The sequence below is a fragment of the Ruegeria sp. AL11 genome, from assembly GCF_056540865.1.
The window spans coordinates 675,630-702,577 of sequence record NZ_JBQFXO010000001.1 but is presented as its reverse complement, the minus strand read 5'-3'; the positions used below and the strand labels follow the sequence as shown (position 1 = coordinate 702,577).

The window sequence follows — 26,948 nt, the reverse complement described above, 5'->3', positions numbered from 1 at the left end:
CGGGTTGCAAAGACCCGGCGGATCGGGCAAATCCTGCCCGGTTCCGCGATCCGAGATGATGACATGACCCAGCAGTTTTCCTTTGACCTCAAAGCAACCGACGGCAAAGCCCGCACCGGCGTGATTAACACGCCACGCGGCGAGGTTCGTACGCCTGCGTTCATGCCGGTTGGCACTGCAGCAACGGTCAAGGCGATGATGCCCGAAAGTGTGCGCGCCACCGGGGCCGATATCCTGCTGGGCAATACCTACCACCTGATGCTGCGCCCCACGGCCGAACGGATCGACCGTTTGGGAGGGCTGCACAAGTTCATGAATTGGGAACGTCCCATCCTGACCGACTCGGGCGGTTTTCAGGTCATGTCTCTGGCAGGGTTGCGCAAACTGACCGAGAAGGGCGTGACCTTCAAATCTCATATCGACGGCTCCAAGCATGAGCTGACACCGGAACGGTCAATGGAGATTCAACGCCTTCTGGGGTCGGACGTCGTGATGTGTTTCGATGAATGCCCTTCACTGCCTGCGGACCGGAAACGTATAGCCGAGTCGATGCAGCTGTCGATGCGTTGGGCGCAGCGGTCGCGCGATGCGTTTGGGGATCGCCCCGGGCACGCGCTGTTTGGGATCATGCAAGGCGGGTTGGAACAGGACCTGCGCGAAGAAAGCGCCGAGGCACTGAAAGCGATCGGGTTCGAAGGCTACGCTATCGGCGGTCTAGCCGTTGGTGAGGGGCAGGAGGCGATGTTTGACTGCCTTGATTTTGCCCCCGATTTCCTGCCCACCGACAAGCCGCGCTACCTGATGGGCGTGGGGAAACCGGATGATATCGTAGGCGCCGTGGCGCGCGGTGTAGACATGATGGATTGCGTTTTGCCGTCCCGGTCCGGACGCACCGGTCAAGTTTTTACACGCCACGGCGTGGTGAACATCAAGAACGCGCGCCATGCCGATGATCCACGTCCGTTGGATGAAGAGTGCACATGCCCTGCCTGTTCGAACTACTCGCGCGCCTACCTGCACCATGTCTTCCGTTCGAACGAGATGATCTCGGGCATGCTGTTGACCTGGCACAACCTGCATTACTTCCAAGAAATCATGCAGGGCATGCGCGACGCGATCTCCGCTGGAACATTTGAGGCTTGGCAGGCCAATTTCCATGCGCAGCGCGCGCAGGGTGATATTGAGCCGATTTAGCAGGCACCGGCACAATTTCGGTGGATATCTTCCCGGCGTGCCTTGCGGTCCGCAGAACCTTTGGTCATGCTGCGAATTGAGACACGGTGGTGAGGTTGAAATAGGGCGGTAACAGCCCCACCTTAAACCATCCAAGACAGGAGACGGCCAGCGGTTGCCTCAAGCAGGGACCAGAGCCGTCTTGCCAATGATAAGGATAGAGCATGCAAGAGCCTCTGAATTCCTCATACCCCGTCCTGCCGCTGCGCGATATTGTGGTGTTCCCACATATGATCGTGCCGCTCTTCGTGGGCCGAGACAAATCGGTCCGCGCGTTGGAAGAGGTGATGCAGGATGATAAGCAAATTCTGTTGTCCAGCCAGATCGACCCGAGTGTCGATGATCCGGATGTGGATGGTATCTATCAGGCCGGCGTTCTGGCCAATGTGCTGCAACTGCTGAAATTGCCCGATGGCACCGTCAAGGTGCTGGTTGAAGGGCAGGCGCGTGTGCAGATTACGGAATTCCTTGAAAACGATCAGTTTTTCGAAGCCCGTGCCGAGTATCTGACCGAAATCCCCGGCGATGTCACTACGACCGAAGCGCTGCTGCGCACCGTTGCGGATGAGTTCGAGCGCTACGCCAAGGTTCGGAAGAACATCCCCGAGGAAGCCTTGGCTGCTGTGGGTGAAACCACCGAGCCTGCCAAATTGGCCGACCTCGTGTCGGGTCATCTGGGCATTGAAGTCGAGCAAAAGCAGGAACTGCTTGAGACGCTCTCGGTTAGCGAGCGGCTCGAGAAGGTCTATGGCCTGATGCAGGGCGAAATGTCGGTTCTGCAGGTCGAGAAAAAGATCAAGACCCGCGTAAAATCCCAGATGGAGAAGACGCAGCGCGAGTATTATCTGAATGAGCAGATGAAGGCCATTCAGAAGGAGCTTGGCGATGGCGAGGACGGCTCGAACGAAGTCGCCGAGCTGGAAGAAAAGATCAACGAGACCAAGCTGTCGAAAGAGGCGCGTGAAAAGGCTGAAGGCGAGCTGAAGAAGCTGCGCAACATGAGCCCGATGTCGGCTGAGGCCACTGTCGTGCGAAACTATCTCGACTGGATCCTGTCGCTGCCGTGGGGCACCAAATCCCGCGTCAAAAAGGATTTGGGCCGCGCGCAGGATATTCTGGATGCCGATCATTATGGGCTTGAGAAGGTCAAAGAGCGGATCGTTGAGTATCTTGCTGTTCAGCAGCGTTCGAAAAAGCTGAAAGGCCCGATCCTGTGCCTTGTTGGCCCTCCAGGTGTGGGTAAAACTTCCTTGGGTAAGTCGGTTGCCAAAGCCACGGGGCGCGAGTTCATTCGCATCTCGCTGGGCGGCGTACGCGACGAATCCGAGATCAGGGGTCACCGCCGGACTTACATTGGCTCAATGCCCGGTAAGATCATTCAGGCGCTGAAAAAGGCGAAAACCACGAACCCGCTGATCTTGTTGGATGAAATCGACAAGATGGGGCAGGATTTCCGTGGTGACCCGGCCTCGGCGATGCTTGAGGTGCTCGACCCAGAGCAGAACAGCACGTTCATGGATCACTATCTTGAGGTCGAATATGACCTGTCCAACGTGATGTTCCTGACCACGTCGAACAGCTACAACATGCCTGGCCCTCTGCTGGACCGGATGGAGATCATCCCGCTGGCCGGTTACACCGAAGAGGAAAAATCCGAGATCGCCAAGCAGCACCTGATCAGCAAGCAGGTCAAAAACCATGGCCTCAAAGCCAAGGAATTTGAACTGACCGATGAGGCGCTGCAGTCGATCATCCGCACCTACACGCGTGAGGCGGGCGTTCGGAACCTTGAACGTGAAATCGCCAAAGTTGCGCGTAAGTCGCTGACCAAGATCATCAAGAAAGAGGCCGACTCGGTTACCGTGACGCCTGAAAATCTGGATGATTTTCTGGGCGTGCCGAAGTTCCGTTATGGTCTGGCCGAACAGGACGACCAGGTTGGTGTTGTCACCGGACTGGCGTGGACGTCGGTTGGTGGAGACCTGCTACATATCGAGGCGCTGAAACTGCCCGGCAAGGGGCGGATGAAGACCACCGGTAAGCTGGGCGACGTGATGAAGGAATCCATCGACGCGGCCTCGTCCTATGTGCGGTCGATTTCGCCTCAGATCGGGGTGAAGCCGCCGCAATTCGACAAGATCGATATCCACGTGCACGTGCCGGATGGCGCAACGCCCAAGGATGGCCCGTCGGCTGGTTTGGCGATGGTGACTTCGATTGTGTCCGTGCTGACCGGCATTCCGGTGCGGAAGGACATCGCTATGACCGGCGAAGTCTCGCTGCGCGGGAATGCGATGCCGATTGGTGGTTTGAAGGAAAAACTGCTGGCTGCTCTGCGCGGTGGCATCAAAACGGTTCTGATCCCGGAAGAAAACGAAAAGGACCTGGCCGACATTCCGGACAACGTGAAGGAAGGGTTGGAGATCATCCCGGTCAAACACGTCTCGGAAGTGCTGAAACAGGCACTGGTAGAAGAGCCTGAGCCCATCGAATGGGACGAAGCCGCAGAAGAGGCTGCGGCTGCGGCTGCGAAAGCGGCTGAAAGCTCTGGGCCGTCTGCTACGGCACACTAAGACACACCGAAAAAGGCGGGGCTGGTCCCCGCCTTTTTCTATAGCCCGATAACGGGTTGTTTCGGGTCCAAAATTTCCTCTTCTTCGATGTATTTCTGAAACTTTTCGTCTGCTAAGGACGACCGGACAGCGATCATGAAGATTGCCGTCGAGAATAGAATGCAGACCAGAATATCCCAGCCGAACGGGATGAGCTTCAGAGCACCTTCTCCGAACTGGCCGAATAGTGAGATTACACCGATGCCGGCGAAATAGGGCATCAGCCAACGCGCTTCGACTGCATCCATTTCATCCAGGCGATTGCGAAAGCGGATTAGCAACAAGATCATGCCGATGATCAGCGCGATGCCTAAACGCCATACAGTGTCCCATCCGCTCCAATAAACGATCAGTGTGGCGATGGCGAAGGCCAGTGCGCCCACGAAGCGCACTGCGGGAATTCGGATCGAGCGTGGGTGATCTGGCATCAGCTTTCTGAGGCATACGACAGCGATCGGTCCGACCGCGAAGGACAAAACTATGGCCGCCCCGTTCAATGCGATGACCGTGGTAAACGGGACTGTAAGCAGGAACAAAACTCCAATCCCGAAATTCAATGCAAGCGCCCAAAGGGGTACTCCGAACGAGGACAACTGCATGATGCGTTGAGGAAGAAAACCGTTCTTTGACAGGGCCATGGCGATCCGAGCATTCGAACCCGTTGCAACAAGCCCATTGCCGAACGGTCCGATGACAGAGCCGACATTCAATACGCTTAGGAACCAGACAAGGCCGACAGACATAATCACGGCATCCAACGGCCCTTCACCGCCGAAGCTGAGACTGGACCAGCCTTGTGCAAGGGAAGTTGGATCAAGGGCGCCGATGAATGCGATCTGTAGAGCTAGATAGATGGCCGCACACATCACGATTGAAAGGACCAACGCGGCTGGGATTGCGAATTTCGGGTTGCGGACCTCGCCCGCCATATCGACGATGTGGCGAAATCCGATGAATGAAAAGATCACGCCTCCGGTTGATACTGCAGCCATGATGCCTTGCAGACCGTATGGGGCGAACCCGTCGGGTTGTTTGAAGTTCTGAAACTCAAACCTGCTTGCGATCAAGAGTGCTGAGAGAATGACCGGGATCGCTATTTTCGCCCAAGTTAGTGTGGCGTTGACACGCGTGAAGAATTTCACGCCCAAGGCGTTGACGACAACGAATAGCAGCATGAAGGACAGTGCAACCAGCACACCTGCGCTCGTCAGATCTCCGCTCTCGGAAGTGTGCAACCACGGCGCGTAGGGGGCTAAGTACTTCAACATCGCCTCAACCTCGATGGGCGCAGTGGTGTTGTAGCCGATCCAAGCTGTCCAACCCATTGCCATCGCGACGATGTTGCCATGCGAGAATTGGGGAACCCGAGCGATGCCGCCCGGGATAGGCAGCATGGCCGAGATTTCAGCGAAGGTGATGGCCAGAACAAACATGGCCACCGCGCCGATGATCCAGGACAGAACCGCAGCTGGTCCTGCGTGTTGCACAGCCAAGAGCGGGCCGAACAACCATCCAGAGCCTATAATGCCGCCAACGGAAATGAAGGTCAGACCCAGTAGGCCAATGTCACGCTTCAATTTGGCCATCCGCGTCAACCCTTTACACTGCGTATATCAAGGATACGCAGGCGGCTTCTGACCTGACAAGCGTTGTCTGGAGATGAAAAAATTGGAGGTGGTGGGTGATAAGAGATTTGAACTCCTGACATCTTCGATGTGAACGAAGCGCTCTACCACTGAGCTAATCACCCATTGCCCGGCGTCTTATCGCAGCTCATTCCCGGCTGCAAGACTTATAGGGCGGGACCCCGGCCAGTATGCAAACCGGGGTCTGATGTTCTTAGAGGCCGGGCAGCTTGTCCAGAACGCCACGGCGACCGAAGGTTGTGCCGCGCTCGTTGCCCAAATTGATACGGACACCTGCGCCAAGGAAGGGTTCGGTGCTGCTGCCGCTGCCGATAGATAGGTGGGCCGCGCCGAATTCGCCGTAGACCTGTGCGTTGGTGCCAACATTATAGGTCGCGCCAATCGAAAATGCGCTGACGTCTAAAGCACCTTCAATGTCGTTCAGGTAGTCGTATTTACCGATCACAGTCCATTTATCATTAACGGCCCCTCCGGCCGAAAAGCCCAGGATCGCGCCATCCGCGCCAGAGGCTTCTTTCAGGTCTTGAAAGCCCAGGTACCCTTCGATCTGCGCAGGGCCTGCGCCGAAACCGGCCTCAACGCCGTAGAATTGGAACGTCTCGTCTTCGATATGGTCCTGCCCGTAGAACGCGCCGAACGAGGCGGTTTGTGTGTGCAGGATGGCGTGCAGGGTGACGTTTGTGCCGCTATAGTCCTCGTCCTCGAACCGGTAGCCGCCCGCATCCAGTTGCAGGCTAAACGCACGGGAAAACGCCAACTCGCCCGCGCCGTTAAGGTTGTAGACGTCGCCAAGATCGCTGTCTGTGAAGGTGGAATAGCCCAGGTCCACATATCCGCCGGTTACCTCGACGGCATATGCCGTACCGGTCAGTAGAAGGCTGGTCAATGCACTGGTGGCAATGGTTTTTTTCACGTTTCTGCTCCGAATTGTGTTGTAATTGGCGCGGGTCGAAATGAGACTTCAGCGCATGAATGACCCTCTAGTTTTTGTCGCTTCGGATGAGTAGGGGGTCGGCGCGATTTCAATATGCTGTTGCAGGTGGGGCACAAATGCGCGGTCGTATAGGCCGCGCCTCGAAGGATGGCCGAGGAGTGGCTGCAAACAAAAATCAGGCTTCAGGCAAAAAACTTCAAAACGCCGCTTGACGATGCCCGAGCGTAGCCATAATACACCCCAACGTTCAGCAACGAACGGGCAGCGGGCGGTTGTAGCTCAGTTGGTTAGAGTACCGGCCTGTCACGCCGGGGGTCGCGGGTTCGAGCCCCGTCAACCGCGCCATCGCTGCCAGACTTGGTCCAGTTTAAAGGCCACGAAAATAGATGCGCGGTTGTAGCTCAGTTGGTTAGAGTACCGGCCTGTCACGCCGGGGGTCGCGGGTTCGAGCCCCGTCAACCGCGCCATTTTCCCTTAAAAATTAGAAAATCACTGGTTCTTGGCGCAAGGCTGGCGTTGTTTCAGTATGATGTCAGTATGTGTCGGTAATAATCGGTGCGTTCACAGTTTGTTCTAATTTTTCTGTTGGAGACTCAGCGCCGCTCGCCTATCTCTGAGGGACGTGTTTGTTGGGGGCCAGAATGGCTGAGCTGAAGAATATCGAGGTGCGCGGCGCGCGCGAGCATAACCTCAAGAGCATTGACGTGGATATCCCGCGCGACCAGCTGGTGGTGATCACCGGGCTGTCTGGCTCGGGTAAATCCTCGTTGGCCTTCGACACGATCTATGCCGAGGGGCAGCGTCGCTATGTCGAAAGCCTCTCGGCCTATGCGCGGCAATTCCTCGATATGATGGAAAAGCCGGATGTGGACCATATCAGCGGACTGTCTCCGGCGATTTCGATTGAACAAAAGACCACGTCAAAGAACCCGCGTTCGACCGTTGGAACGGTGACCGAGATTTATGACTACCTGCGACTGCTTTTTGCACGTGCGGGGACACCTTACAGCCCTGCGACTGGTCAGCCGATCGAAGCGCAGCAAGTACAGGACATGGTCGATCGGATCATGACAATGGAGGAGGGGACGCGCGGCTACCTGCTGGCCCCCATCGTGCGCGACCGTAAGGGCGAATATAAGAAAGAGTTTCTGGAACTGCGCAAACAGGGCTTCCAGCGCGTCAAGGTGGATGGTGAGTTCTACGAACTGGATGAACCGCCAACGCTGGATAAGAAATTCCGCCACGATATCGACGTGGTCGTGGATCGTCTGGTCGTGCGCGAGGGGATGGAGACGCGGCTGGCCGACAGCCTGCGCACCGCTCTGGATCTGGCCGATGGGATCGCGATTTTGGAAACCGCGCCGCGCGAAGGGGATCCTGAGCGGATTACTTTCAGTGAAAACTTTGCCTGTCCGGTCAGTGGCTTTACGATTCCCGAAATCGAACCGCGCCTCTTTTCATTCAACGCCCCGTTCGGGGCCTGCCCGGATTGTGATGGGCTGGGGGTTGAGCTGTTCTTTGACGAACGCCTTGTGGTGCCGGATCAGACACTGAAGCTGTATGACGGGGCCTTGGCGCCGTGGCGAAAGGGGAAATCTCCGTATTTCCTGCAAACCATCGAAGCCATCGCGCGCCACTATGAGTTCGACAAGAACACGCCGTGGAAAGACCTGCCCAAGAAGGTGCAGCAGGTGTTTCTGCGCGGCTCTGGGGATGAGGAAATCCAGTTCCGCTATGATGAAGGTGGGCGTGTCTATCAGGTGACGCGCAACTTCGAGGGCGTGATTCCGAATATGGAGCGTCGCTACCGCGAGACCGACAGCGCCTGGATTCGGGAAGAGTTTGAGCGCTACCAGAACAACCGTCCGTGCGGCACCTGCGAAGGCTACCGCCTGCGCGCGGAAGCCTTGGCCGTGAAGATCGCCGGCCTCCATGTGGGTCAAGTGGTCGAGATGTCGATCCGTGAAGCTCTGGCTTGGGTCGAGGACGCGCCGAACCATCTGAGCGTTCAGAAAAATGAGATCGCGCGGGCGATTTTGAAGGAGATTCGCGAACGCCTCGGATTCCTGAATAACGTTGGTTTGGAATATCTTACGCTGTCACGTTCAAGTGGTACTTTGTCCGGTGGTGAAAGCCAGCGTATCAGGCTTGCCAGCCAGATCGGATCGGGTCTGACCGGGGTTCTTTATGTTCTGGACGAGCCGTCAATCGGCCTACACCAACGGGACAATGATCGCCTGTTGGGCACGCTGAAAAACCTACGAGATCAGGGTAACACGGTGATCGTTGTCGAACACGATGAGGAAGCGATCCGTGAGGCCGACTATGTGTTCGATATCGGCCCCGGAGCGGGTGTTCATGGCGGGCAGGTCGTCAGCAAGGGAACGCCGGCCGAGATCACGGCCGATGCGGCCTCGGTCACGGGGCAATATCTGGCCGGTACGCGAGAGATTGCGGTGCCGACCGAGCGACGCAAGGGCAACAAAAAAAAGCTGACCGTGGTGAAAGCGACGGGCAACAACCTCAAAAACGTGACCGCCGAGTTCCCTCTGGGCAAATTCGTCTGTGTGACCGGCGTGTCGGGTGGGGGCAAGTCGACGTTGACGATTGAGACGCTGTTCAAAACCGCCTCGATGCGCTTGAACGGCGCGCGCCAAACGCCTGCGCCCTGCGAAACGATCAAAGGGTTGGAGCATCTGGACAAGGTAATCGACATCGACCAACGCCCCATCGGGCGGACTCCGCGTTCGAATCCAGCGACTTACACCGGGGCGTTTACGCCGATCCGGGACTGGTTTGCAGGATTGCCCGAGGCTAAAGCGCGCGGCTACAAGCCCGGGCGGTTCAGTTTCAACGTCAAGGGCGGCCGGTGCGAGGCGTGTCAGGGCGACGGTGTCATCAAGATCGAGATGCACTTTCTGCCCGATGTCTACGTAACCTGCGAAACCTGCAAGGGCGCGCGGTATAACCGCGAGACGCTGGAGATCAAATTCAAAGGCAAGTCCATCGCCGATGTGCTGGATATGACGGTCGAAGACTCGCAGGAGTTCTTCAAGGCCGTGCCGTCGATCCGCGATAAGATGGATGCTCTGGCGCGTGTTGGGCTGGGCTATATAAAGGTAGGCCAACAGGCGACCACGCTGTCTGGAGGTGAGGCGCAGCGGGTCAAACTGTCGAAGGAGTTGTCGAAGCGCTCAACCGGGCGGACGCTGTATATTCTGGATGAGCCGACGACGGGTTTGCATTTCGAAGATGTTCGTAAGTTGTTGGAAGTTCTGCATGAACTGGTCGATCAGGGGAATACGGTTGTCGTGATCGAACACAATCTGGACGTTGTGAAAACCGCGGACCACATCATTGATATCGGCCCGGAAGGTGGCGATGGCGGTGGCGAGATCGTTGCCACCGGAACACCGGAAGAGGTGGCCGAGGTCGAGCGGAGCCACACGGGGCGTTACCTCAAGCCGATGCTTTCAGGCACCCGTGTCGCGGCTGAATAGGCTGCGACACGGTTTTTTGCGAGGCTCTGCCTCGCGCTCCGGGATATTTTTAGCCAGATGAATGAAGGATCATTGTGCCTTATTCTCGGCTGCGTTTTTCAAATCTGGGCAGCATGGCTGAGAAATCCTGGCCCAAACCACCTTCGGCTTCAACGAACTGCTGATAGAGCGCAGTTGCGGCTTGGCCCATCGGGGTGTCGGCATCGGCGCTTTCGGCAGCTTGCTGGCTGAGGCGCAGGTCCTTCAACATCAATTCGGCAGCGAAGCCCGGCTGATAGCCATTATCCGCAGGGCTGGTGGGACCAACACCGGGAGCGGGGCAATAGGCGTTCATAGTCCAGCTATAGCCGGAGGACGTGCTGACCACGTCGAACATCTTTTGCCGGTCCAGACCCAGTTTGTCGGCCAGCGCGAAAGCCTCGCAGGTTGCGATCATGGTGACGCCGAGGATCATGTTGTTGCAGATTTTTGCCGCTTGTCCAGCACCTGCCTCACCGCAATGCACGGCTTTTTGACCCATGATCTCGAACAGGGGGGCGGCTTTGGCAAAGGCGTCGGATGATCCGCCAGCCATAAAGGTCAGGGTACCGGCCGAGGCCCCTCCGATCCCGCCGGAGACTGGCGCGTCCACGGACAGAAGTTGCGCTTCGATGGCTTGCTCGGCCACCGCTCGGGCGCTGTCTACGTCGACGGTCGAACAGTCTACTAACACCGCGCCCTGTTGCATGGCCGGGATGATCTGGTTGGCAACCACGCGCAGGATGTCGCCATTCGGCAGCATGGTGATGACGGCATCAGCGCTTGAGACGGCATCTGTTGCGGATCGCGCTTGCGTCACGCCATCAACGCTTACACCCGCCGTGTCGAAACCTGTCACCTGATGCCCGGCCTTCGCAAGGTTGGCCGCCATTGGCGCGCCCATATTGCCCAAGCCGATAAAACCGATTTGCATCTCTTATTCCTCCTGAAAAGTCAGTGCGTTCGCGCCAAGCGGTTGCAGCATTTTCGAGACCGCAACAGCGGGTACTTTCATATCCGGGTACTGCCAGCTTGGGCTACGATCCCTATCTATGATCAGTGCGCGGATACCTTCGATGAGATCTCCGTGTTCCTGCGCGCGATAAGTGAAGCGATACTCCATATCCAATGCACGGTGCATGGTCAGGGACGGGCCGCGCAGACGGTGGATCATCTCGACCGTGCAGGCCATGGAAAGCGGTGAATGCTGGCCCATCATGTCCATCGCTTTCGACGTGAAATCAGTATCTTCTGAGCGAAGGCTGATGAGGATATCCTCGAGTGTCTCGCCTGCAAAATACTGGTCGATCTCTGGTTGCATCTGTTGCAATTTCCCGTCGGGCGCGGGTTGGGCGTGATCGGTGACCAGTTCGGCATTGCCCGACGCCTCAAGCAATTCGATAAGGTCTGGCCAAGTGGCTTGAGGGATGAAGTGATCGGCGAAACCGGCGTAGATGGCATCCGCTGGCCCCATCCGGAAGGCGGTGAGGCCTAGATATTCGCCAAGCCGCCCAGGCGCCAATGCCAACATCAACGAGCCGCCGACATCCGGAACCAGCCCGATCGCGCATTCCGGCATCGAGATTTTCGAGGTCTCTCCGACTACGCGATGGGTTCCGTGGCAGCCGATGCCGACTCCGCCGCCCATTGTGAAACCCTGCAGAAAGCTGATGATGGGTTTGGGGTACGCGAAGATCAGCGCATTCAGGCGGTATTCATCGCGCCAGAAGGTTTGCCCGTGTGAGAAATCCCCCGCGAGACCGGTTTCATAGAGTTTGGCAATGTCGCCGCCTGCGCAAAAGGCTTTGTCGCCCTCGGCGTCGATGATGATCAGGTCGACCTCGTCGTCTTCGCGCCAGTTGCGCAGGGCGGTGTCGATGGCCAAGCACATCTCATAGCTCAGGGCGTTCAAAGCCTTTGGGCGGGTCAGGGTGATGCGCCCGGCGCGACCGGTCGTGCGAATGTCGATGTCAGGCATGATCCCCTCAGGTTCCGGCCAGCAGGTGGCGCGCCACGATCACGCGCATGATTTCGTTTGTGCCTTCGAGTATCTGATGCACCCGTAGGTCGCGCACAAGCTTTTCGATGCCATAGTCGGCAAGATATCCGTAGCCGCCATGAAGCTGCAGGCATTGATCCACGACATTTGAGCCGGTCTCGGTTACGAATTTCTTCGCCATTGCGCAGAATTTCGACGCATCCGGCGCGCCTTGATCCAGTTTCCAGGCAGCCTGCCTCAGGAAGGTGCGCGCGGCCTGCAATTCGATCTCCATATCGGCAAGGCGGAATTGCAAGGCTTGAAATTGGTCGATGGATTGCCCAAACGCCTTACGCTCGGACATGTATTGCAGGGTCATGTCCAACCCGGCCTGCGCAGCCCCAAGCGAGCAGGAGGCGATGTTCAGACGCCCTCCATCAAGGCCCATCATGGCGTATTTGAAGCCGTCGCCTTCGGAACCGACCAAATTGCCCGCGGGGATGTTGCAATCGTCGAACTGGACCTGCGCGGTGGGTTGGCTTTTCCAGCCCATCTTCTGTTCCAGCGCTCCAAAGCTCAGACCCGGCGTGCCGTCTTCGACATAGACGGTCGAGATTCCTTTTGGACCTTCCGCGCCCGTGCGGACCATGCAGACATAGGCATCCGAGTATCCGCCACCCGAGATGAAGGCCTTGGTACCGTTCAGAGTGTAGCCCTCGTTCGTGCGCTCAGCCCGCGTCTTCAACGCGGCGGCGTCCGAGCCGGAGCCGGGTTCGGTCAGGCAATAGCTCAGCACTGTATTCAGGCTCAGTACATCGGGCATGACCCGTGATTTCAGCTCATCACTGGCGAAACTGTCCAGCATCTTGGCGCACATATTGTGGATCGACAGGAACGCCGCGACCGAGGGGCAGGCCATGGACAGCGCCTCGAACACGAGGGTTGCGTCGAGACGGCTGAGATCGGCTCCGCCGCTGTCTTCCGAGACGTAGAGCGCGCCAAAGCCAAGCTCTCCGATACGGGGCCAAAGCTCTTTGGGGATTGTGCCTTCTGCCTCCCACTGGCGGGCGAATGGGGCAATGTTGTCCTGCCCAAATCCATAGGCCATATCGAAAATGGCCGTTTGTTCCTCGGTCAGCCCGAACTCCATTGCGCACCCTCCCACAGGCAAAGAATTGAACGATTGTTTATTTAGTAATCGTTACAGAACTATTTCAGGATGAGCAATCCTGAGAGCTGTTTGAGTGTAGGGTTCGCTAGAGGTCCGCGTGAAACTCCTCGATCAGATGGCGGACAACGGCCTGGCCGGGGTCTTCGCCCTTCGCGACAGCTTCAGCATGGACGCGCCGCTGGCGGGTGGCCGAGGTGCCTGTTTCTGCGATCTGACGCAGTCGGGCCAGTTCGGTCATGGTTCCCAAAGCCTCGGCATCTTCAGCCAGCATCCCCATGAGTTCGCCGATCAGCTCGGCCATGGGTTTGATCGACCGATCCCCAAAATCAATCAGCCCTTCGCCGACCCCATAGCGTTGCGCACGCCAGCGGTTTTCACCGATCAGGAAGCGGTCATATTGCCGCCAGCGCAGATTGCGGGCCTTCAGGCGACACAGCATACGGGTCAGGGCCTGCACGAGCGCGGCCAGAGATAAGGTGTGCTCAAGCCGCGGCTGGACGTCCATGATGCGCGTTTCCAGCGTCGGGAATCGATGGGAGGGGCGTAGATCCCACCATATTTTCGTGGTGTCCTCGATCACGCCAAGCTCGACCAGGACGCCGGTTGTGCGTTCGTACTCGCTCCAACTGTTGTAGACCGGCGGCAATCCCGTGCGCGGCAGGTTGTCGAACACGGTCAGGCGGTAGGAGGAAAGCCCCGTATCCTCGCCATTCCAGAAAGGGGAGGACGCCGAGAGCGCCAATAGATGTGGTAGGAAATAACTAAGCTGCGGCATCAAGTCCGCCCGTAGGGCCGGATCCTCAACCCCCACATGCACATGCATCCCGCAAATCAGCATCCGCCGTGCAACGCCTCCCAACGCGTGTTGCAGCGCGTCGTAACGTTCTTTCCGTGTGTGGTGCTGTTTTTTCCAATCGGCGAACGGATGGCAGGACACGGCGATCGGGCTGAGGTTATAGTCGGCGGCCCGTTTGGACACACAGGAGCGCAGACGCCTGAGATCTTCGCGCGCGCTTTTGACGGTCGTGTGGGGGCGGGTACCAACTTCGATTTGACACTGCAGAAATTCAGGGCTGACCTGTCCTTCGAAATCGGCCTGGCAGGCTTCCATCAATGCGGATGGGGCTTCGGCCAGATGCAGGCTGTCGCGGTCGACCAGCAGGTATTCTTCTTCAATGCCGATCGTGAAATCTTGTTGCATGGGCCTACCTGCCGTTTTCCAATGCAATCAGTGAATACGTAAATCAACGTTTTGCCAAGGGTTTGCCGCTGCGCTGCTTGCAGAGCGACCGCAAGCAGCGCTAAGGAACGGGCAGCAATGCGATAACGGAGCCGGCCTCGTGAAACCCAGAAAATTCCCGCAGATCAACGCAGCCCTTGATGAGCTAGGGGTGAAGCTGGTCGACAAGGTGACCGAACAGGACGAACGCGCCCGGCTGGAGGCGTTCGAGCGGGCAGGCGGGCTGGAGCGACCCGCTTACGCGCTGTCACCGGGTATGGAAGGTTTCGACATCGCAGAACTGGTCGCCGCATACGGCCAACACAAGGATGCGCTGGAGGCCCTCAAGGACCCGGCCCGGAACCAGACGGGCTACCTGCTGGGCAACGGGTATTATGACAGCCCCGATGCTGACGCTCTGTATTTGATGATCCGCAGGTTCGAACCGAAACGCGTGATCGAGGTCGGCTGCGGCAACTCAACTCGCGTGACGCGGCAAGCCATCCTTGACGGAGGGTTGGACACGCAGATCACAGCCATCGACCCGTACCCGCGGGCGGATATCGCTCATGTGGTCGATGCGTTCGAACAAAAACGGCTGGAGGAGGTCGATCCGGCTCTGTTCGAACAGCTTGAGGCCGGGGATGTTCTGTTCATCGATTCCAGCCATGTTGTTAGGATGAGCAATGACGTCGCACATCTCTTCTGCCGCATCATCCCGACGTTGAAACCGGGAGTTGTCATCCACGTGCATGATGTTTTTTTACCTTACGAATATCCCAAGCGTTTTTTCTACGACTGTCCAGGTTGGGGTGAGCAGTACATGTTGCACGCCCTTCTGCAATCTGGAGCGTTTTCAATGCTTTGGCCGGGGTATTATCTGCAACAGGACCGCCCTGATGCGTGTGAGGCGCTGCCGTTTCTGAACGATGGTCGGGCACAGAGTATCTGGGTTCAGATCAAAGAACAGTGATCCTAAAGTGATCCGGTGGGAAACATGCGCCGTACCTCTTTCCATAACAAGCTGGAGAGGAGAAGACAGCCATGTTTCGTCGCACATTGATGGGCGCTGCCGCCGCCGTTGCACTTGCCATGCCGATCAAGGCCCAGGCTGCTGACATCGTTGACACCGCAGTATCAGCGGGATCGTTCACCACACTGGTCGCAGCCGTTCAGGCCGCCGGTCTGGTCGACACTCTGAAGGGTAGCGGTCCGTTCACCGTTTTCGCACCGACAGATGAGGCATTTGCTGCTCTACCCGAGGGCACAGTCGAAAGCCTGCTGCTGCCGGAAAACAAGGACAAACTGGTTGAGATCCTGACCTACCACGTTGTGCCTGCCAAAGTGATGTCGGGTGATATCGCTGGCAAGCGCGCGAAGGTTCTGACCGTCCAGGGCGATCGCCTGAGCGTCAACGCTAAAAATGGCGTCCGCGTGAATGGAGCTGATGTGGTGCAGGCCGACATCGAAGCCAGCAATGGCGTTATCCATGTAGTCGATGAGGTTATTCTGCCTGAATAACTTTGGCACCCCGCCAAACAAAAAGCCCCGGTCCTGATGGCCGGGGCTTTGCTGTTCCTAGGTTTTGAAACTCAGACCAAACGTACCTGCGTACCGATTTGGACCAGCGGGTACAGCTCTTCCACATGTTGGTTGTAAAGGCCTATACAGCCGGAGGAACTCTGCCGTCCGATCTTGCGGGTGTCGTGGGTTCCATGGACCAGATAAGCTGGCCAGCCCAAATACATCGCGCGCGTGCCCAGCGGGTTGCCGGGGTCACCACCCTCCATCCGAACGGGCAGAGACGGATCACGTTCCCGCATCGAGGCGGTTGGCGTCCATGTCGGGTATTCGGCCTTGCGGACGACCTTGGTGTAGCCGCGCCTAGTCAACTCTTCACTCATCGGAACCGAACTGGGGTACAGTTTGTACGTCCCGTCCGGTCCCCAATAGTGAACCGCGCGGCTGGTGATGTCGGCCAGCAGGCAGCCTGCACCCAGCTGATCAAAATGGTCTTGCCAGTTCTGCTGCGAAAACGACGAGACATTTCGGCGTACCGGCAGTTGCGTGCTGATCGCGTCTTCGCTTTGCGGGAACGCATCGGAACTTTGCGCGCGGACAAGGGCAGGGGTGGCCAGAACGGATGCAGCCCCCAAAAGGGCCGAACGGCGAGTCATATTGGATTTGGACAAGGCGACCTCCGGAGGTTCAATCTGCTCGAATATATAGTTGCGCCGAAAATATTTGCCAGACTCACAAATGGCCAGCCTTTACAGCTTGAATTTATCGTGAGAATCCGGGTTTCGGGGGGTTCTGGCGAAACCCTGCCAATGAAAAACCCGGCCAGGGCGGCCGGGTTTGAACAGAATTGGCTTTGGATCAGTCCATCGCTTTGAAGTTGAACTCGCCACCTTCCTTGATGCCCGACGGCCAGCGGGCCGTGACAGTCTTGGTGCGGGTGTAGAACTTGAAGCTGTCCGGGCCGTGCTGGTTCAGGTCACCGAACATGGATTTTTTCCAGCCACCAAAGGTGTGGTAGGCCAGCGGAACCGGGATCGGGACGTTGATGCCGACCATGCCGATGTTGATCCGGCTCGCGAAGTCGCGTGCAGTGTCACCATCGCGCGTGAAGATCGCTGTGCCGTTGCCGTATTCGTGGTCCATTGCCAGACCGATGGCCTCTTCGTAGGAGCCCGCGCGAACTGTCGACAGGACCGGGCCGAAGATTTCCTGCTTGTAGATATCCATGTCAGGCGTCACGTGGTCGAACAGGTGCGGGCCGACAAAGAAACCGTCCTCATAGCCCTGCAAGCTGAAATCGCGGTTGTCGACGACCAGCTTCGCGCCTTGCTCAACGCCCGAGTTGATCAGGCCGAGGATGCGCTCTTTTGCAGCTCCGGTCACAACGGGGCCCATATCGACGTCGTCTCCGGCCGTGTAGGGGCCGACTTTCAGCTTTTCGACGCGCGGGATCAGCTTCTCGATCAGACGGTCCGCTGTTTCTTCGCCCACAGGAACGGCAACCGAGATGGCCATGCAGCGTTCGCCCGCCGCACCGAAGCCCGCACCGACCAGCGCGTCTGCGGCTTGGTCCAGATCCGCGTCCGGCATGACGATCATGTGGTTCTTGGCACCACCAAAGCACTGCGCGCGTTTGCCGTTGGCCGTTGCGCGGCTGTAGATGTATTGCGCGATCGGGGTCGAGCCGACAAAGCTGACGCCCTGAATGATTTCGCTGTCGAGGATTGTGTCCACGGCCTCTTTGTCGCCATTGACGACCTGGAAGACGCCCTTGGGCAGACCGGCCTCAATGAACAGCTCGGCAAGCATCAGCGGAACTGAGGGGTCACGCTCGGACGGCTTCAGAACCACGGCGTTGCCGCAGGCCAGCGCCGGACCAACGTGCCAAAGAGGCATCATTGCCGGGAAGTTGAACGGCATGATCGAACCGACAACACCCAAAGGCTGGCGCATCGAGTACATGTCGATACCCGGACCTGCGCTGTCGGTGAACTCACCTTTCAGCATTTGCGGTGCGCCGATGCAGTATTCGATCACCTCAAGACCACGCTGCAGGTCGCCCTTAGCGTCGGGGATAGTCTTACCGTGCTCGCGGCTCAGCGCTTCGGCCAGTTTGTCCATGTCGCGGTTCATCAGGCCGACCATGGCCATCATGACGCGCGCGCGCTTCTGCGGGTTGGTCGCGCCCCACGCGGGTTGCGCGGCCGCGGCCGCCTCGATCGCGGCGGTGGTTTCGGCCGCGCTGGCCATTGGGCATTTGTACTGAACTTCACCCGTTGCCGGGTTGAAAACGTCATCGAACCGGCCTGAAGTTCCGGCCACGTTCTCGCCATTGATGAAATGAGTCAGATCTTGCATTGCAAACTCCTCCGATATGTTTGCGCGCAGAATAGGCTTGCAGAAATAACCTGAACAGAGGCAATGTCTCAAAAGAGCTTTGCAAAAATGCAAGAGGGACGGTATGACGCCAAATTGGGATGATATGCGCGTTTTTCTTGCCGTCGCGCGTGAGGAAAGCCTGTCGTCAGCGGGGCGGATCCTCAAGATCGACCCCGCTACGGTTGGCCGAAGGATCGCCCGGTTAGAGGGCAGCCTGGACGCACAGCTGTTCACCAAGTCGCAACAAGGATACATTCTGACAACCGCCGGGGAACGCCTGTTGGATCACGGCCTGCAAGCCGAGGAGGCGATGCGCGCTGCCGCTGGCGCAGTTGTTGGGTCGACCGAGTCGCTGAGTGGTCAGATTCGGATCGGCGCTCCGGATGGTTCGGCGAACTACCTGTTGCCTCAGGTCTGCGCGAAGATCAGCGATGCCAATCCAGATTTGGATATTCAGATCCTAGCGCTGCCCAGGATCATCAACCTGTCGCGGCGTGAGGCGGATATGGCTGTCACCGTTAGTGCTCCAACCGCAGGCAAGCTGCTGGTTCAAAAGGTCAGCGATTACAAACTGCATCTGGTTGCGGCGCAGGATTATCTGGACCGACACACCCCGATCCAGACGGTCGAGGATCTCAAAGCCCACCGTTTGATTGGCTATATTCCGGATATGATTTTTGATCGTGAGTTGGACTACCTCAACGATCTGGGGATCGACCGGGTGGCGCTAGCGTCGAACTCTGTACCGGTTCAGCTACGTCAGGCGGCGCTTGGCGCGGGGATCTGCGTTGCGCATGACTTCACGCTTCCGTTTCATCCGAACCTGCGCAGGTTGTTGACCGATCAGGTCAGTCTGACCCGCAGCTTTCATCTGGTTCGGCATCAAGGCGATCAGCGAAACGAACGCCTCAACCGCTTTGCGCAGGCATTGACCCGTGGGATTCGCGACGAAGTTGCACGGCTTGAGGCGGAAGCCGGAACTTGACACACATGACCATTCCGGCAACGCTTTGGAAAACAGTACGTTATTGCCGGAGGTTTTTTTATGCTCGTTCAAGCCATTCTGACATCCAAAGCCACCGATGAGGTGGTGACCGTCGCTCCAGCCGCGACTGTGTCCGAGGCGGCGAAGATACTGGCGGAAAGACGCATCGGTACAGTTGTTGTCTCAGAGGACGGAGGCAGCACGGCCGTCGGTATCCTGTCCGAACGCGACATCGTCCGAGAGCTGGCGGCCAGCGGCAGCGGCTGCCTGAACCAATCGGTCGATAGCTATATGACCAAGGACCTGATCACTGCGACACGACAGGAATCGGTCGAAGATATTCTGGCACGCATGACCGAAGGCCGGTTCCGCCACATGCCGATTGTCGAGGATGGCAAGCTTGTCGGCATCGTCACCCTTGGGGACGTGGTCAAGGCGCAACTGACCGAGCTAGCAATGGAAAAAGACGCCCTGCAGGGCATGATCATGGGGCATTAAAGCGCTTTGCGTCTCATCGAAAACCCATCGAAATGCGCGTTCGTACGCAGGGAGAGGCAGCATATTTCGATTCACATCAAACGCAAAGCTATACGGGGGCAGGGCATAACGCCCTCTTGCACCTGCAGCATGATTGTGTTTGCTGTCGCCGAGTTTTTTGAACGCAGGAGAGCGTGATGCGGGTTGGCCTTTATCCCGGAACTTTTGACCCGATAACTTTGGGGCATATCGACATCATCCGTCGCGCCTCGGCGCTGGTGGATAAACTGGTGATCGGCGTGGCCATCAACCGCGACAAGGGGCCTTTGTTTTCACTGGAAGAACGCGTTGCCATGATCGAGGCGGAATGCGCGCATTTGTCAGAACAGACCGGGACCCAGATCGTGGCGCATCCGTTCGAGAACCTGCTGATCGACTGCGCGCGGGATGTGGGGGCACAGGTCATCGTGCGCGGGCTGCGGGCTGTTGCGGATTTTGAGTATGAATTCCAGATGGTTGGCATGAACCGGGCTCTGGACGATTCCATCGAGACCGTGTTCCTGATGGCCGAAGCGCGGCATCAGGCCATTGCTTCGAAACTGGTGAAAGAGATCGCGCGTTTAGGCGGGGACGTGTCGAAATTCGTCACGCCCCGCGTGAATGTGGCCCTTAAAGAGCGGTTAGGATAACGCGCCCATCGCGGCGGCTGTGTCCAGCATCCGGTTCGAGAAGCCCCATTCGTTGTCATACCACGCCAGAACGCGGACCAGCGTGCCATCCGTGACCTTAGTCTCCGCCAGCGACACGGTCGAGCTATGGGCATCGTGGTTGAAATCAATCGAGATCAGCGGACGGTTTTCTGCGGCCAGCACGCCAGGGATTTTGGCAGCGGCCTCAACAAACATGGCGTTGACCTCGTCCTCGGTCGTCGGGCGCGAAACCTCGGCCACAAGGTCAACCACCGAGACATTCGGGGTTGGCACGCGGATCGCCTGACCGGTCAGCTTGCCCGCCAGCTGCGGTAGAACCAGCCCAACAGCTGCGGCAGCACCGGTGGTTGTCGGGATCATCGACAGAGCTGCCGCGCGCGACAGGTAGGGGTCTTTGCCTGCGGTGTCGTGCACCGGCTGGCTTGCGGTATAGGCGTGAACGGTGGTCATGTTGCCGTGCACGATCCCCAATCCGGCATCCAGCGCCGCAGCAACAGGCGACAGGCAGTTGGTTGTGCATGAGGCATTCGACACGATCGTGTCGTCGGCGGTCAGTTCGGAATCGTTCACGCCAAACACGATTGTCTTGACGCCGCCGTCTCCACGGGCCGGGGCCGAGATCAGGACTTTCTTGGAGCCGTTCTTCAGGTGACGCACAGCCGCTTCTCGGGTCCGGAATACGCCGGTGCATTCCAGCACGACATCGACATCCGACCAGTCCAACGCTTCGGGATCGCGTTCGCTGGTCAGACGGATCGGACCCGCGCCGACGTCGAGGCCGGCCTCGGACAGTGTGACGGGCTTGGAGTAGCGGCCATGAACACTGTCGAATTCGAACATGTGGGCGTTCATTTCCGGCTTGGCCAGATCGTTGATCGCAACGATTTCTACGTCGGTCCTTCCCGACTCCATAACCGCACGCAAAACTCCGCGCCCGATACGTCCAAATCCGTTAATGGCCAGTTTAAGTGTCATGTCCTGCTCCGTCAGAGTCTCTGCTCGAAATGAGTTAGCGCTAACAAAGCGAGATCGACGAGAAAGTCAAGTAAAACCTTGCTCAGCGCCAGAAGGCGAGCCAGTCGAGAAAGTCGTAAAGTTTCTTGCCGAGGAACAGAAAATGCTCGGTCCCAAACAGGGCATAGTCCAGCATGATTGCGCCAAGGATCAGCAGCGCCAGCCAGATGGCGATTTGATTTGTCATGAGGGCCCCGAACAAAAACGCCCGCTCAGATAACCTGAGCGGGCGAAGCTGTTCAAGCGATCATGGGGAAATCAGTTAAGGCGCCCCATGGCAACGGCGACATCGGCCATACGAACCGAGAAGCCCCATTCGTTGTCATACCACGCCAAAACGCGGACCATGCGGTTGTCGACCACGCGGGTCTGGTCAGGAGCAAAGATCGAGCTTTCCTCGGTATGGTTGAAATCGGTCGAGACCAGCGGCGCGGGCTCATAGCCCAGGACGCGCTGCATCGGGCCTTTTGCGGCCTCTTCAACGATTGCGTTGACCTCTTCGACGGTCACATCGCGCGAAGCGCGGAAGCTCAGGTCTACAGCTGAGACGTTCGGGGTAGGGACGCGGATCGCCGAGCCGTCCAGACGGCCTTTCAAATTGGGCAGAACCTCGCCCAAGGCAGCAGCTGCACCGGTCGAGGTCGGGATCATCGACATCGCCGCCGCGCGAGCGCGGTAAAGGTCGCTGTGGCGACGGTCCAGTGTCGGCTGGTCGCCGGTATAGGCGTGGATGGTGGTCATGATACCGTGTTCGATCCCAACACCTTCGTCCAGAACCTTGGCAAGCGGAGCAAGGCAGTTGGTGGTGCAGGAGCCGTTCGAGACCATGTTGTCATTCGCGGTCAGGGTGTTGTGGTTCACGCCGAACACGATGGTCTTGTCGACATTCTTGCCGGGGGCCGACAGCAGAACCTTTCGCGCGCCGCGATCCAAGTGGGTTTTTGCCTTGGTGCCGTCGTTGAACTTGCCGGTACATTCCAGGACGACATCGCAGCCTTCCCAATCCAGCTCGTTCATGTCGTAGGTCGAGAACATCTGCATCGGGCCTCGGCCCAGATCCATGGTGTCGCCTTCAATCGATACTTCGCGCGGGAAACGGCCGTGAATGCTGTCATATTTCAGCAGATGCGCCGATGTTTCGAGCGGGCCGGTGGCGTTGACTTTGATCACTTCGATGTCGTTGCGGCCCGAGGCGGCAATGTGCGACAGGGTACAGCGGCCAATGCGGCCAAAACCATTGATACCGACCTTGATGGTCATGTGACGTCTCCAAATGCGCTTGCGTTTGAGGCCATATAGCCTTGAAACCGGAAACTCAAAAGGGCAAAAACGGCATATTTTTAAGGTGTTAGCGCAAACCTCGGCAGATTGCGCTAACGCTTGCGCTAGCTGTTGGATCGGGTAGGTTCCGTTTGCGGCAGGTGACAGGAAAGGACACGCGATGAGCGGACTGTTGGCCCTTTTGGATGATGTGGCGGGGATCGCCAAGGTGGCTGCGGCCTCGGTGGATGATGTCGTGGCGGCTGCTGGCAAGGCAGGGGCCAAAACGGCCGGGGTGATTATCGACGACGCTGCGGTTACGCCGAAATACGTACAGGGCTTCGCGCCCGCGCGTGAGTTGCCGATCATTTGGCGCATTGCCCGTGGGTCGGTTTTCAACAAACTCATTCTGCTTCTGCCGGTCGCCTTGTTGCTTGCGAATTTTGCGCCGTGGCTGATCACACCTTTGCTGATGCTGGGTGGGTCATATCTGTGTTTTGAAGGGGCCGAGAAAATTTTCCATGTTCTGTTCCCGCATGGTAGCCACGCCATCGAAAAGGACATGGATGTGCGTGATCCGGGCCATCTTGAAGAACAGAAGGTCAAGGGCGCAATCAAGACGGATTTCATCCTGTCGGCTGAGATCATGACCATTGCGCTGGCCGCGATTGAGGCCCCGAATGTGTGGATGCAAGCGGCGACTCTGGCCGTTGTCGGGCTTGGGGTAACTGTGGCCGTTTATGGCTCGGTCGCCTTGATCGTGAAAATGGACGATGTCGGGTTGTATCTGGCCGGAAACGCTCCGACGCCGGTGGGCCGAGGGTTGGGGCGCGGATTGGTCAAGGCCATGCCCACGGTGATGAAAACCCTTTCGATCGTCGGAACGGCGGCCATGCTGTGGGTGGGCGGATCAATCGTCATCCACGGGATGGAGGTTCTGGGCTTTGGCTGGCTGGGGCATCATATCCATGACTGGGCTTATGCGGTTGGTCATTCGGTCTCGGCACAGTGGGAGGCCGCGGCGGAGTGGATCGCCAAGGCGACCATGGACGGCATCTTTGGTCTGGCCTGGGGGATGGTCTTGATCCCCCTGGCAACCAAAGTCATCGGGCCCGTGATGGGGGCGTTTTCAGGTTCATCCAAAGAACACTAGGCGGTGACGTTAGGTCCTGCTGGCCTCCGTCCGCGGTCAGATTATCCTCGACATGCCAATAGCTAAGTGGAATTCCCATGTCCGAGCCATCCCTGTTCGATGTCCTCAGCGCCGCTGAGGCGCAAGGCGATTGCCTCTGCTACTCGGTGCCGCAGAACTGGAAGCAAGGCCGCACAACATTCGGTGGGTTTTCGTCGGCCCTAATGCTGTCAACGGTTTACAATCGGCACAAAGATTTACCGCCCCTCAGATCAGCTCTGGTAAATTTCACGGCGCCGATCAGTGATCCGCCGCTAGTCAAAACGGAAATCTTGCGCGAGGGGCGCAATGTGAAGACCATCCACGCTCTTGCCGAAATCGGTGGCAGTGTTGCGGCGCAAGCGACATTTTCCTTTGGCCGCGCGCAAGACAGCCATGTCGCGTTCGATTGCCCGGCGAAGCCCGCAGATGCGCCCGAGATGACGGAGTATTATTTCTCTCCAGATTTGCCGCGACCGCCGATACCTTTCCTTACAAACTTTGACGTCAGAAAGGTCGAGGGTGAATTGCCTTTCATGGGGGCAGATCGCGGGTATCTTCGCCTTTGGGCCCGTCATAACGATCCTCGGATGTGGAATAAGACGGAGGGGTTGATTGCAATTGCTGACCTGGCACCGCCAGCTATCTACCCGACGCTAAAGAAACCAGGGCCAAATTCATCAATGAACTGGATTTTCAACGTGTTGTCCGAGGATATTCAAACACGCGACGGTTGGTTTTTACTGGAGCATCAACTGACCGCAGGCCGCGACGGCTATAGTTCGCAGGTCATGCGCGTTTGGAACACAGAAGGCGATTTGATCGTGGATGGAATGCAGTCTGTGATCATCTTTGTCTAGGAAAAATGCCCCGGCGTTGACCGGGGCTTTTCAATTTGTCGCGGGCTGTTTTAGCCCAGAAGTTCTTTGACCTTGGCAACGGTGGCCTCGACGGTAATGCCGAAATGCTTGTAAAGCTCACCAGCCGGAGCAGAGGCACCAAAGCTCGACATGCCGATGAAGCCAGCCTTGGCTTCACGTCCACGCTCACCCAGCAGCCAGCGATCCCAACCACCGGCGCGCACGGCGGCCTCGATTCCGACGCGGACAGCACCGGCAGGCAGCACGCGCTTGCGGTAGGCTTCATCTTGTTCAGCGAACAGCTCCATACATGGCATGGAGACGACACGGGTGCCGATGCCTTCGGCTTCAAGCATCGCTTTGGCTTCCATCGCCAGCGAAACCTCAGAGCCCGTGGCGATCAGGATCGCCTGACGCTTGCTCTCGGCTTCGGCCAGAACGTAAGCACCCTGAGCGGTCAGGTTCTTGGCTTTATGATCCTTGCGCACGGTCGGCACGCCCTGACGGGTCAGCGACAGGACCGAGGGGCTGTCCTTGAAGGTCAGCGCCAGTTCCCAAGCTTCAGCGGTCTCGACGGTGTCGGCGGGGCGGAACACATAGGTGTTCGGCGTCGCGCGGCTGATTGCCAGATGCTCGACCGGCTGGTGGGTCGGACCATCTTCGCCCAGACCGATCGAGTCATGGGTCATCACGAAGACCGACGGGATTTTCATCAGCGCGGCCAGACGCATGGACGGGCGGGCATAGTCGGTGAAGGCCATGAAGGTACCGCCATAGGGGCGGATGCCACCGTGTAGCGCCATACCGTTCATCGCAGCGGCCATGCCGTGCTCACGGATACCGTAGTGGATGTAGCGACCCTTGCGGTTTTCCGGCAGGAACACACCCATATCAGCCGATTTGGTGTTGTTCGAACCGGTCAGGTCAGCCGAGCCGCCCACGGTCTCGGTCATGATCGGGTTCACAACGTTCAGAACCTTTTCGGACGAGGCGCGGGTGGCCAGCTTGGGCTGGTCTTCCGACATCTGCTTCTTGAACGAACGGATCGCACCGGCCAGCTTCTTTGGCGCTTCAAACGCGTAGGCGCGGTTGAACTCGGCCTGTTTGCGCTCTGAGATTTGCGCAAAACGCTCTTCCCATTCCGCTCGTTCAGCGGCGCCACGGGCTCCGATGGCTTCCCAAGCCGATTTCACGTTGGCAGGGATCTCGAACGCGTCATGCGGCCAGCCATAGCCTTCTTTGGCGGCTTTCAGCTGCTCCTGATCTGTCAGCGCGCCGTGACCTTTCGAGGTATCCTGTGCGGCGTGACCCAGAGCGATGTGGCTTTTGCAAGCAATCATCGAAGGCTTTTTCGACTTTTTCGCCTGCGTGATCGCCGCGTCGATAGCCTGAGGATCATGGCCGTCGATCTCGATCACATGCCAGCCCGAGGCCGCGAAACGGCGCACCTGATCGGTACGGTCGGCGATATCCACTGTGCCGTCGATGGTGATGTTGTTGTCGTCCCAGAAAACGATCAGCTTGCCCAGCTCATGGCGGCCGGCCAGAGTGATCGCTTCTTGGCTGACGCCTTCCATCAGGCAGCCGTCGCCGGCGATCACGTAGGTGTAGTGATCAACGATCTTCTTGCCGTAATGCGCGCGCTGGATCTCCTCGGCCATGGCAAAGCCCACAGCGTTTGAGATGCCCTGACCCAGAGGACCAGTTGTTGTTTCAATTCCGTCGACCAGGAAGTTCTCCGGGTGACCCGCAGTTTTCGCGCCCAGTTGACGGAAGCTCTTGATCTCGTCCAGCGTCACATCCGCGTGGCCGGTGAGATAAAGCAGCGAATAGATCAGCATCGAGCCGTGGCCCGCCGACAAAATGAACCGGTCGCGGTCGGGCCAGTTCGGGGCCGAGGCGTCGAATTTCAGGTGCTTTTCGAACAGGACGGTCGCAACATCGGCCATGCCCATTGGCATACCGGAATGGCCGGAATTGGCGGCAGCGACGGCGTCAAGGGTCAGGGTGCGGATGGCCGCAGCTTTGTCCCAGTGTTCGGGGTTTGCATTGCGCAGCGCAGTCAGGTCCACGGGCGTTGTTCCTTTGGGTTTGAAGCAGATTGCGCGCTCAATAGCATTCAGCCCTCAAAGTGCAAGCAGAACCGGGCGAAACAAGGTCGCACCGGTTGAAGAGAGCTGTCCAAGCCTTTGAAACCAAACAGTGGGTATTTTCCGTCACATTCCGTTAGACTGGGGCCAAGCGGGACCGATTCTTGATT

22 protein-coding genes and 3 tRNA genes are annotated in these 26,948 nt (G+C 58.1%); 12 read left to right on the top strand and 13 right to left on the bottom strand.

The features are described from left to right. Positions 1–63: 63 nt before the first annotated feature. Complete coding sequence (gene tgt, locus ACR0IP_RS03510) at positions 64–1,194, top strand: tRNA guanosine(34) transglycosylase Tgt (protein ID WP_480523816.1); 1,131 nt, start codon at positions 64–66, stop codon at positions 1,192–1,194. Positions 1,195–1,397: 203 nt separating this feature from the next. Further along, positions 1,398–3,806: an endopeptidase La gene (lon, locus tag ACR0IP_RS03505; protein WP_170373590.1), complete on the top strand. Its 2,409-nt coding sequence runs from the start codon at positions 1,398–1,400 to the stop codon at positions 3,804–3,806. Positions 3,807–3,844: 38 nt separating this feature from the next. On the opposite strand, the gene ACR0IP_RS03500 is transcribed toward lon, so the two are convergent. The 3 genes from ACR0IP_RS03500 to ACR0IP_RS03490 form a co-directional block, all read right to left on the bottom strand. After that, positions 3,845–5,431: an APC family permease gene (locus tag ACR0IP_RS03500; RefSeq protein ID WP_480523814.1), complete on the bottom strand. Its 1,587-nt coding sequence runs from the start codon at positions 5,429–5,431 to the stop codon at positions 3,845–3,847. A gap of 89 nt (positions 5,432–5,520) precedes the next feature. Further along, a tRNA-Val gene (locus ACR0IP_RS03495) sits at positions 5,521–5,595 on the bottom strand. Positions 5,596–5,684: 89 nt separating this feature from the next. Further along, a complete protein-coding gene (locus ACR0IP_RS03490) occupies positions 5,685–6,404 on the bottom strand; it encodes a porin (protein WP_480523812.1) in 720 nt (239 codons plus the stop codon). 289 nt (positions 6,405–6,693) lie between these two features. On the opposite strand from ACR0IP_RS03490, the gene ACR0IP_RS03485 reads away from it, so the two are divergent. The 3 genes from ACR0IP_RS03485 to uvrA all read left to right on the top strand — a co-directional run bounded on the left by ACR0IP_RS03485 (position 6,694) and on the right by uvrA (position 9,925). After that, positions 6,694–6,770 (top strand) — tRNA-Asp (locus ACR0IP_RS03485). Between the two features lie 45 nt (positions 6,771–6,815). Continuing rightward, positions 6,816–6,892 (top strand) — tRNA-Asp (locus tag ACR0IP_RS03480). 174 nt (positions 6,893–7,066) lie between these two features. After that, complete coding sequence (gene uvrA / locus ACR0IP_RS03475; protein ID WP_480523810.1) at positions 7,067–9,925, top strand: excinuclease ABC subunit UvrA; 2,859 nt, start codon at positions 7,067–7,069, stop codon at positions 9,923–9,925. 79 nt (positions 9,926–10,004) lie between these two features. Here uvrA and mmsB read toward each other — a convergent pair whose 3' ends face one another. The 4 genes from mmsB to ACR0IP_RS03455 form a co-directional block, all read right to left on the bottom strand. Beyond that, positions 10,005–10,877 (bottom strand): 3-hydroxyisobutyrate dehydrogenase, encoded by an 873-nt coding sequence (gene mmsB / locus ACR0IP_RS03470; RefSeq protein ID WP_480523808.1) that lies wholly within the window; start codon positions 10,875–10,877, stop codon positions 10,005–10,007. Positions 10,878–10,880: 3 nt separating this feature from the next. Continuing rightward, a complete protein-coding gene (locus tag ACR0IP_RS03465; protein ID WP_480523806.1) occupies positions 10,881–11,921 on the bottom strand; it encodes an enoyl-CoA hydratase/isomerase family protein in 1,041 nt (346 codons plus the stop codon). 7 nt (positions 11,922–11,928) lie between these two features. After that, the gene (locus ACR0IP_RS03460) at positions 11,929–13,071 is read right to left on the bottom strand and encodes an acyl-CoA dehydrogenase family protein (protein ID WP_480523804.1); all 1,143 of its coding nucleotides are present in this window, start codon (positions 13,069–13,071) and stop codon (positions 11,929–11,931) included. A 106-nt stretch (positions 13,072–13,177) separates the two neighbouring features. Then, complete coding sequence (locus ACR0IP_RS03455) at positions 13,178–14,293, bottom strand: carboxylate-amine ligase (protein WP_480523802.1); 1,116 nt, start codon at positions 14,291–14,293, stop codon at positions 13,178–13,180. Between the two features lie 139 nt (positions 14,294–14,432). On the opposite strand from ACR0IP_RS03455, the gene ACR0IP_RS03450 reads away from it, so the two are divergent. After that, positions 14,433–15,284 carry a class I SAM-dependent methyltransferase gene (locus ACR0IP_RS03450; protein ID WP_480523800.1) on the top strand — a complete coding sequence of 284 codons (852 nt, stop codon included), beginning with the start codon at positions 14,433–14,435 and terminating at the stop codon, positions 15,282–15,284. A gap of 71 nt (positions 15,285–15,355) precedes the next feature. Continuing rightward, positions 15,356–15,832, top strand: coding sequence for a fasciclin domain-containing protein (locus tag ACR0IP_RS03445; RefSeq protein ID WP_480523799.1), 477 nt, complete (start codon positions 15,356–15,358; stop codon positions 15,830–15,832). A 71-nt stretch (positions 15,833–15,903) separates the two neighbouring features. Here ACR0IP_RS03445 and ACR0IP_RS03440 read toward each other — a convergent pair whose 3' ends face one another. Both ACR0IP_RS03440 and ACR0IP_RS03435 read right to left on the bottom strand, forming a co-directional pair. Beyond that, positions 15,904–16,488, bottom strand: a complete 585-nt coding sequence (locus ACR0IP_RS03440) for a L,D-transpeptidase (RefSeq protein ID WP_170641445.1) — start codon at positions 16,486–16,488, stop codon at positions 15,904–15,906. Between the two features lie 202 nt (positions 16,489–16,690). Then, on the bottom strand, positions 16,691–18,190 hold the full coding sequence (locus ACR0IP_RS03435; protein WP_170467131.1) for a CoA-acylating methylmalonate-semialdehyde dehydrogenase: 1,500 nt from the start codon (positions 18,188–18,190) through the stop codon (positions 16,691–16,693). A 103-nt stretch (positions 18,191–18,293) separates the two neighbouring features. On the opposite strand from ACR0IP_RS03435, the gene ACR0IP_RS03430 reads away from it, so the two are divergent. From ACR0IP_RS03430 to coaD, 3 genes are all read left to right on the top strand, one after another. Continuing rightward, positions 18,294–19,196: a LysR family transcriptional regulator gene (locus tag ACR0IP_RS03430; protein WP_480523796.1), complete on the top strand. Its 903-nt coding sequence runs from the start codon at positions 18,294–18,296 to the stop codon at positions 19,194–19,196. A 60-nt stretch (positions 19,197–19,256) separates the two neighbouring features. Continuing rightward, a complete protein-coding gene (locus tag ACR0IP_RS03425) occupies positions 19,257–19,694 on the top strand; it encodes a CBS domain-containing protein (RefSeq protein WP_480523794.1) in 438 nt (145 codons plus the stop codon). Positions 19,695–19,870: 176 nt separating this feature from the next. Next, positions 19,871–20,362 carry a pantetheine-phosphate adenylyltransferase gene (gene coaD, locus ACR0IP_RS03420; RefSeq protein WP_170548987.1) on the top strand — a complete coding sequence of 164 codons (492 nt, stop codon included), beginning with the start codon at positions 19,871–19,873 and terminating at the stop codon, positions 20,360–20,362. Here coaD and gap (ACR0IP_RS03415) read toward each other — a convergent pair. From gap (ACR0IP_RS03415) to gap (ACR0IP_RS03405), 3 genes are all read right to left on the bottom strand, one after another. Then, positions 20,354–21,358 (bottom strand): type I glyceraldehyde-3-phosphate dehydrogenase, encoded by a 1,005-nt coding sequence (gene gap / locus ACR0IP_RS03415; protein WP_480523792.1) that lies wholly within the window; start codon positions 21,356–21,358, stop codon positions 20,354–20,356. The two genes, coaD and gap (ACR0IP_RS03415), sit on opposite strands and share 9 nt — an antisense overlap. Positions 21,359–21,440: 82 nt before the next feature. Beyond that, positions 21,441–21,584 (bottom strand): hypothetical protein, encoded by a 144-nt coding sequence (locus tag ACR0IP_RS03410; protein ID WP_170458101.1) that lies wholly within the window; start codon positions 21,582–21,584, stop codon positions 21,441–21,443. Between the two features lie 71 nt (positions 21,585–21,655). After that, complete coding sequence (gene gap / locus ACR0IP_RS03405; protein ID WP_170467120.1) at positions 21,656–22,657, bottom strand: type I glyceraldehyde-3-phosphate dehydrogenase; 1,002 nt, start codon at positions 22,655–22,657, stop codon at positions 21,656–21,658. 181 nt (positions 22,658–22,838) lie between these two features. On the opposite strand from gap (ACR0IP_RS03405), the gene ACR0IP_RS03400 reads away from it, so the two are divergent. Next, the gene (locus tag ACR0IP_RS03400; protein ID WP_170373605.1) at positions 22,839–23,810 is read left to right on the top strand and encodes a DUF808 domain-containing protein; all 972 of its coding nucleotides are present in this window, start codon (positions 22,839–22,841) and stop codon (positions 23,808–23,810) included. A 77-nt stretch (positions 23,811–23,887) separates the two neighbouring features. Further along, positions 23,888–24,688 (top strand): thioesterase family protein, encoded by an 801-nt coding sequence (locus ACR0IP_RS03395; RefSeq protein ID WP_480523790.1) that lies wholly within the window; start codon positions 23,888–23,890, stop codon positions 24,686–24,688. Between the two features lie 50 nt (positions 24,689–24,738). Here ACR0IP_RS03395 and tkt read toward each other — a convergent pair whose 3' ends face one another. Next, positions 24,739–26,760, bottom strand: a complete 2,022-nt coding sequence (tkt, locus tag ACR0IP_RS03390) for a transketolase (protein WP_480523788.1) — start codon at positions 26,758–26,760, stop codon at positions 24,739–24,741. Positions 26,761–26,948: the final 188 nt, after the last annotated feature.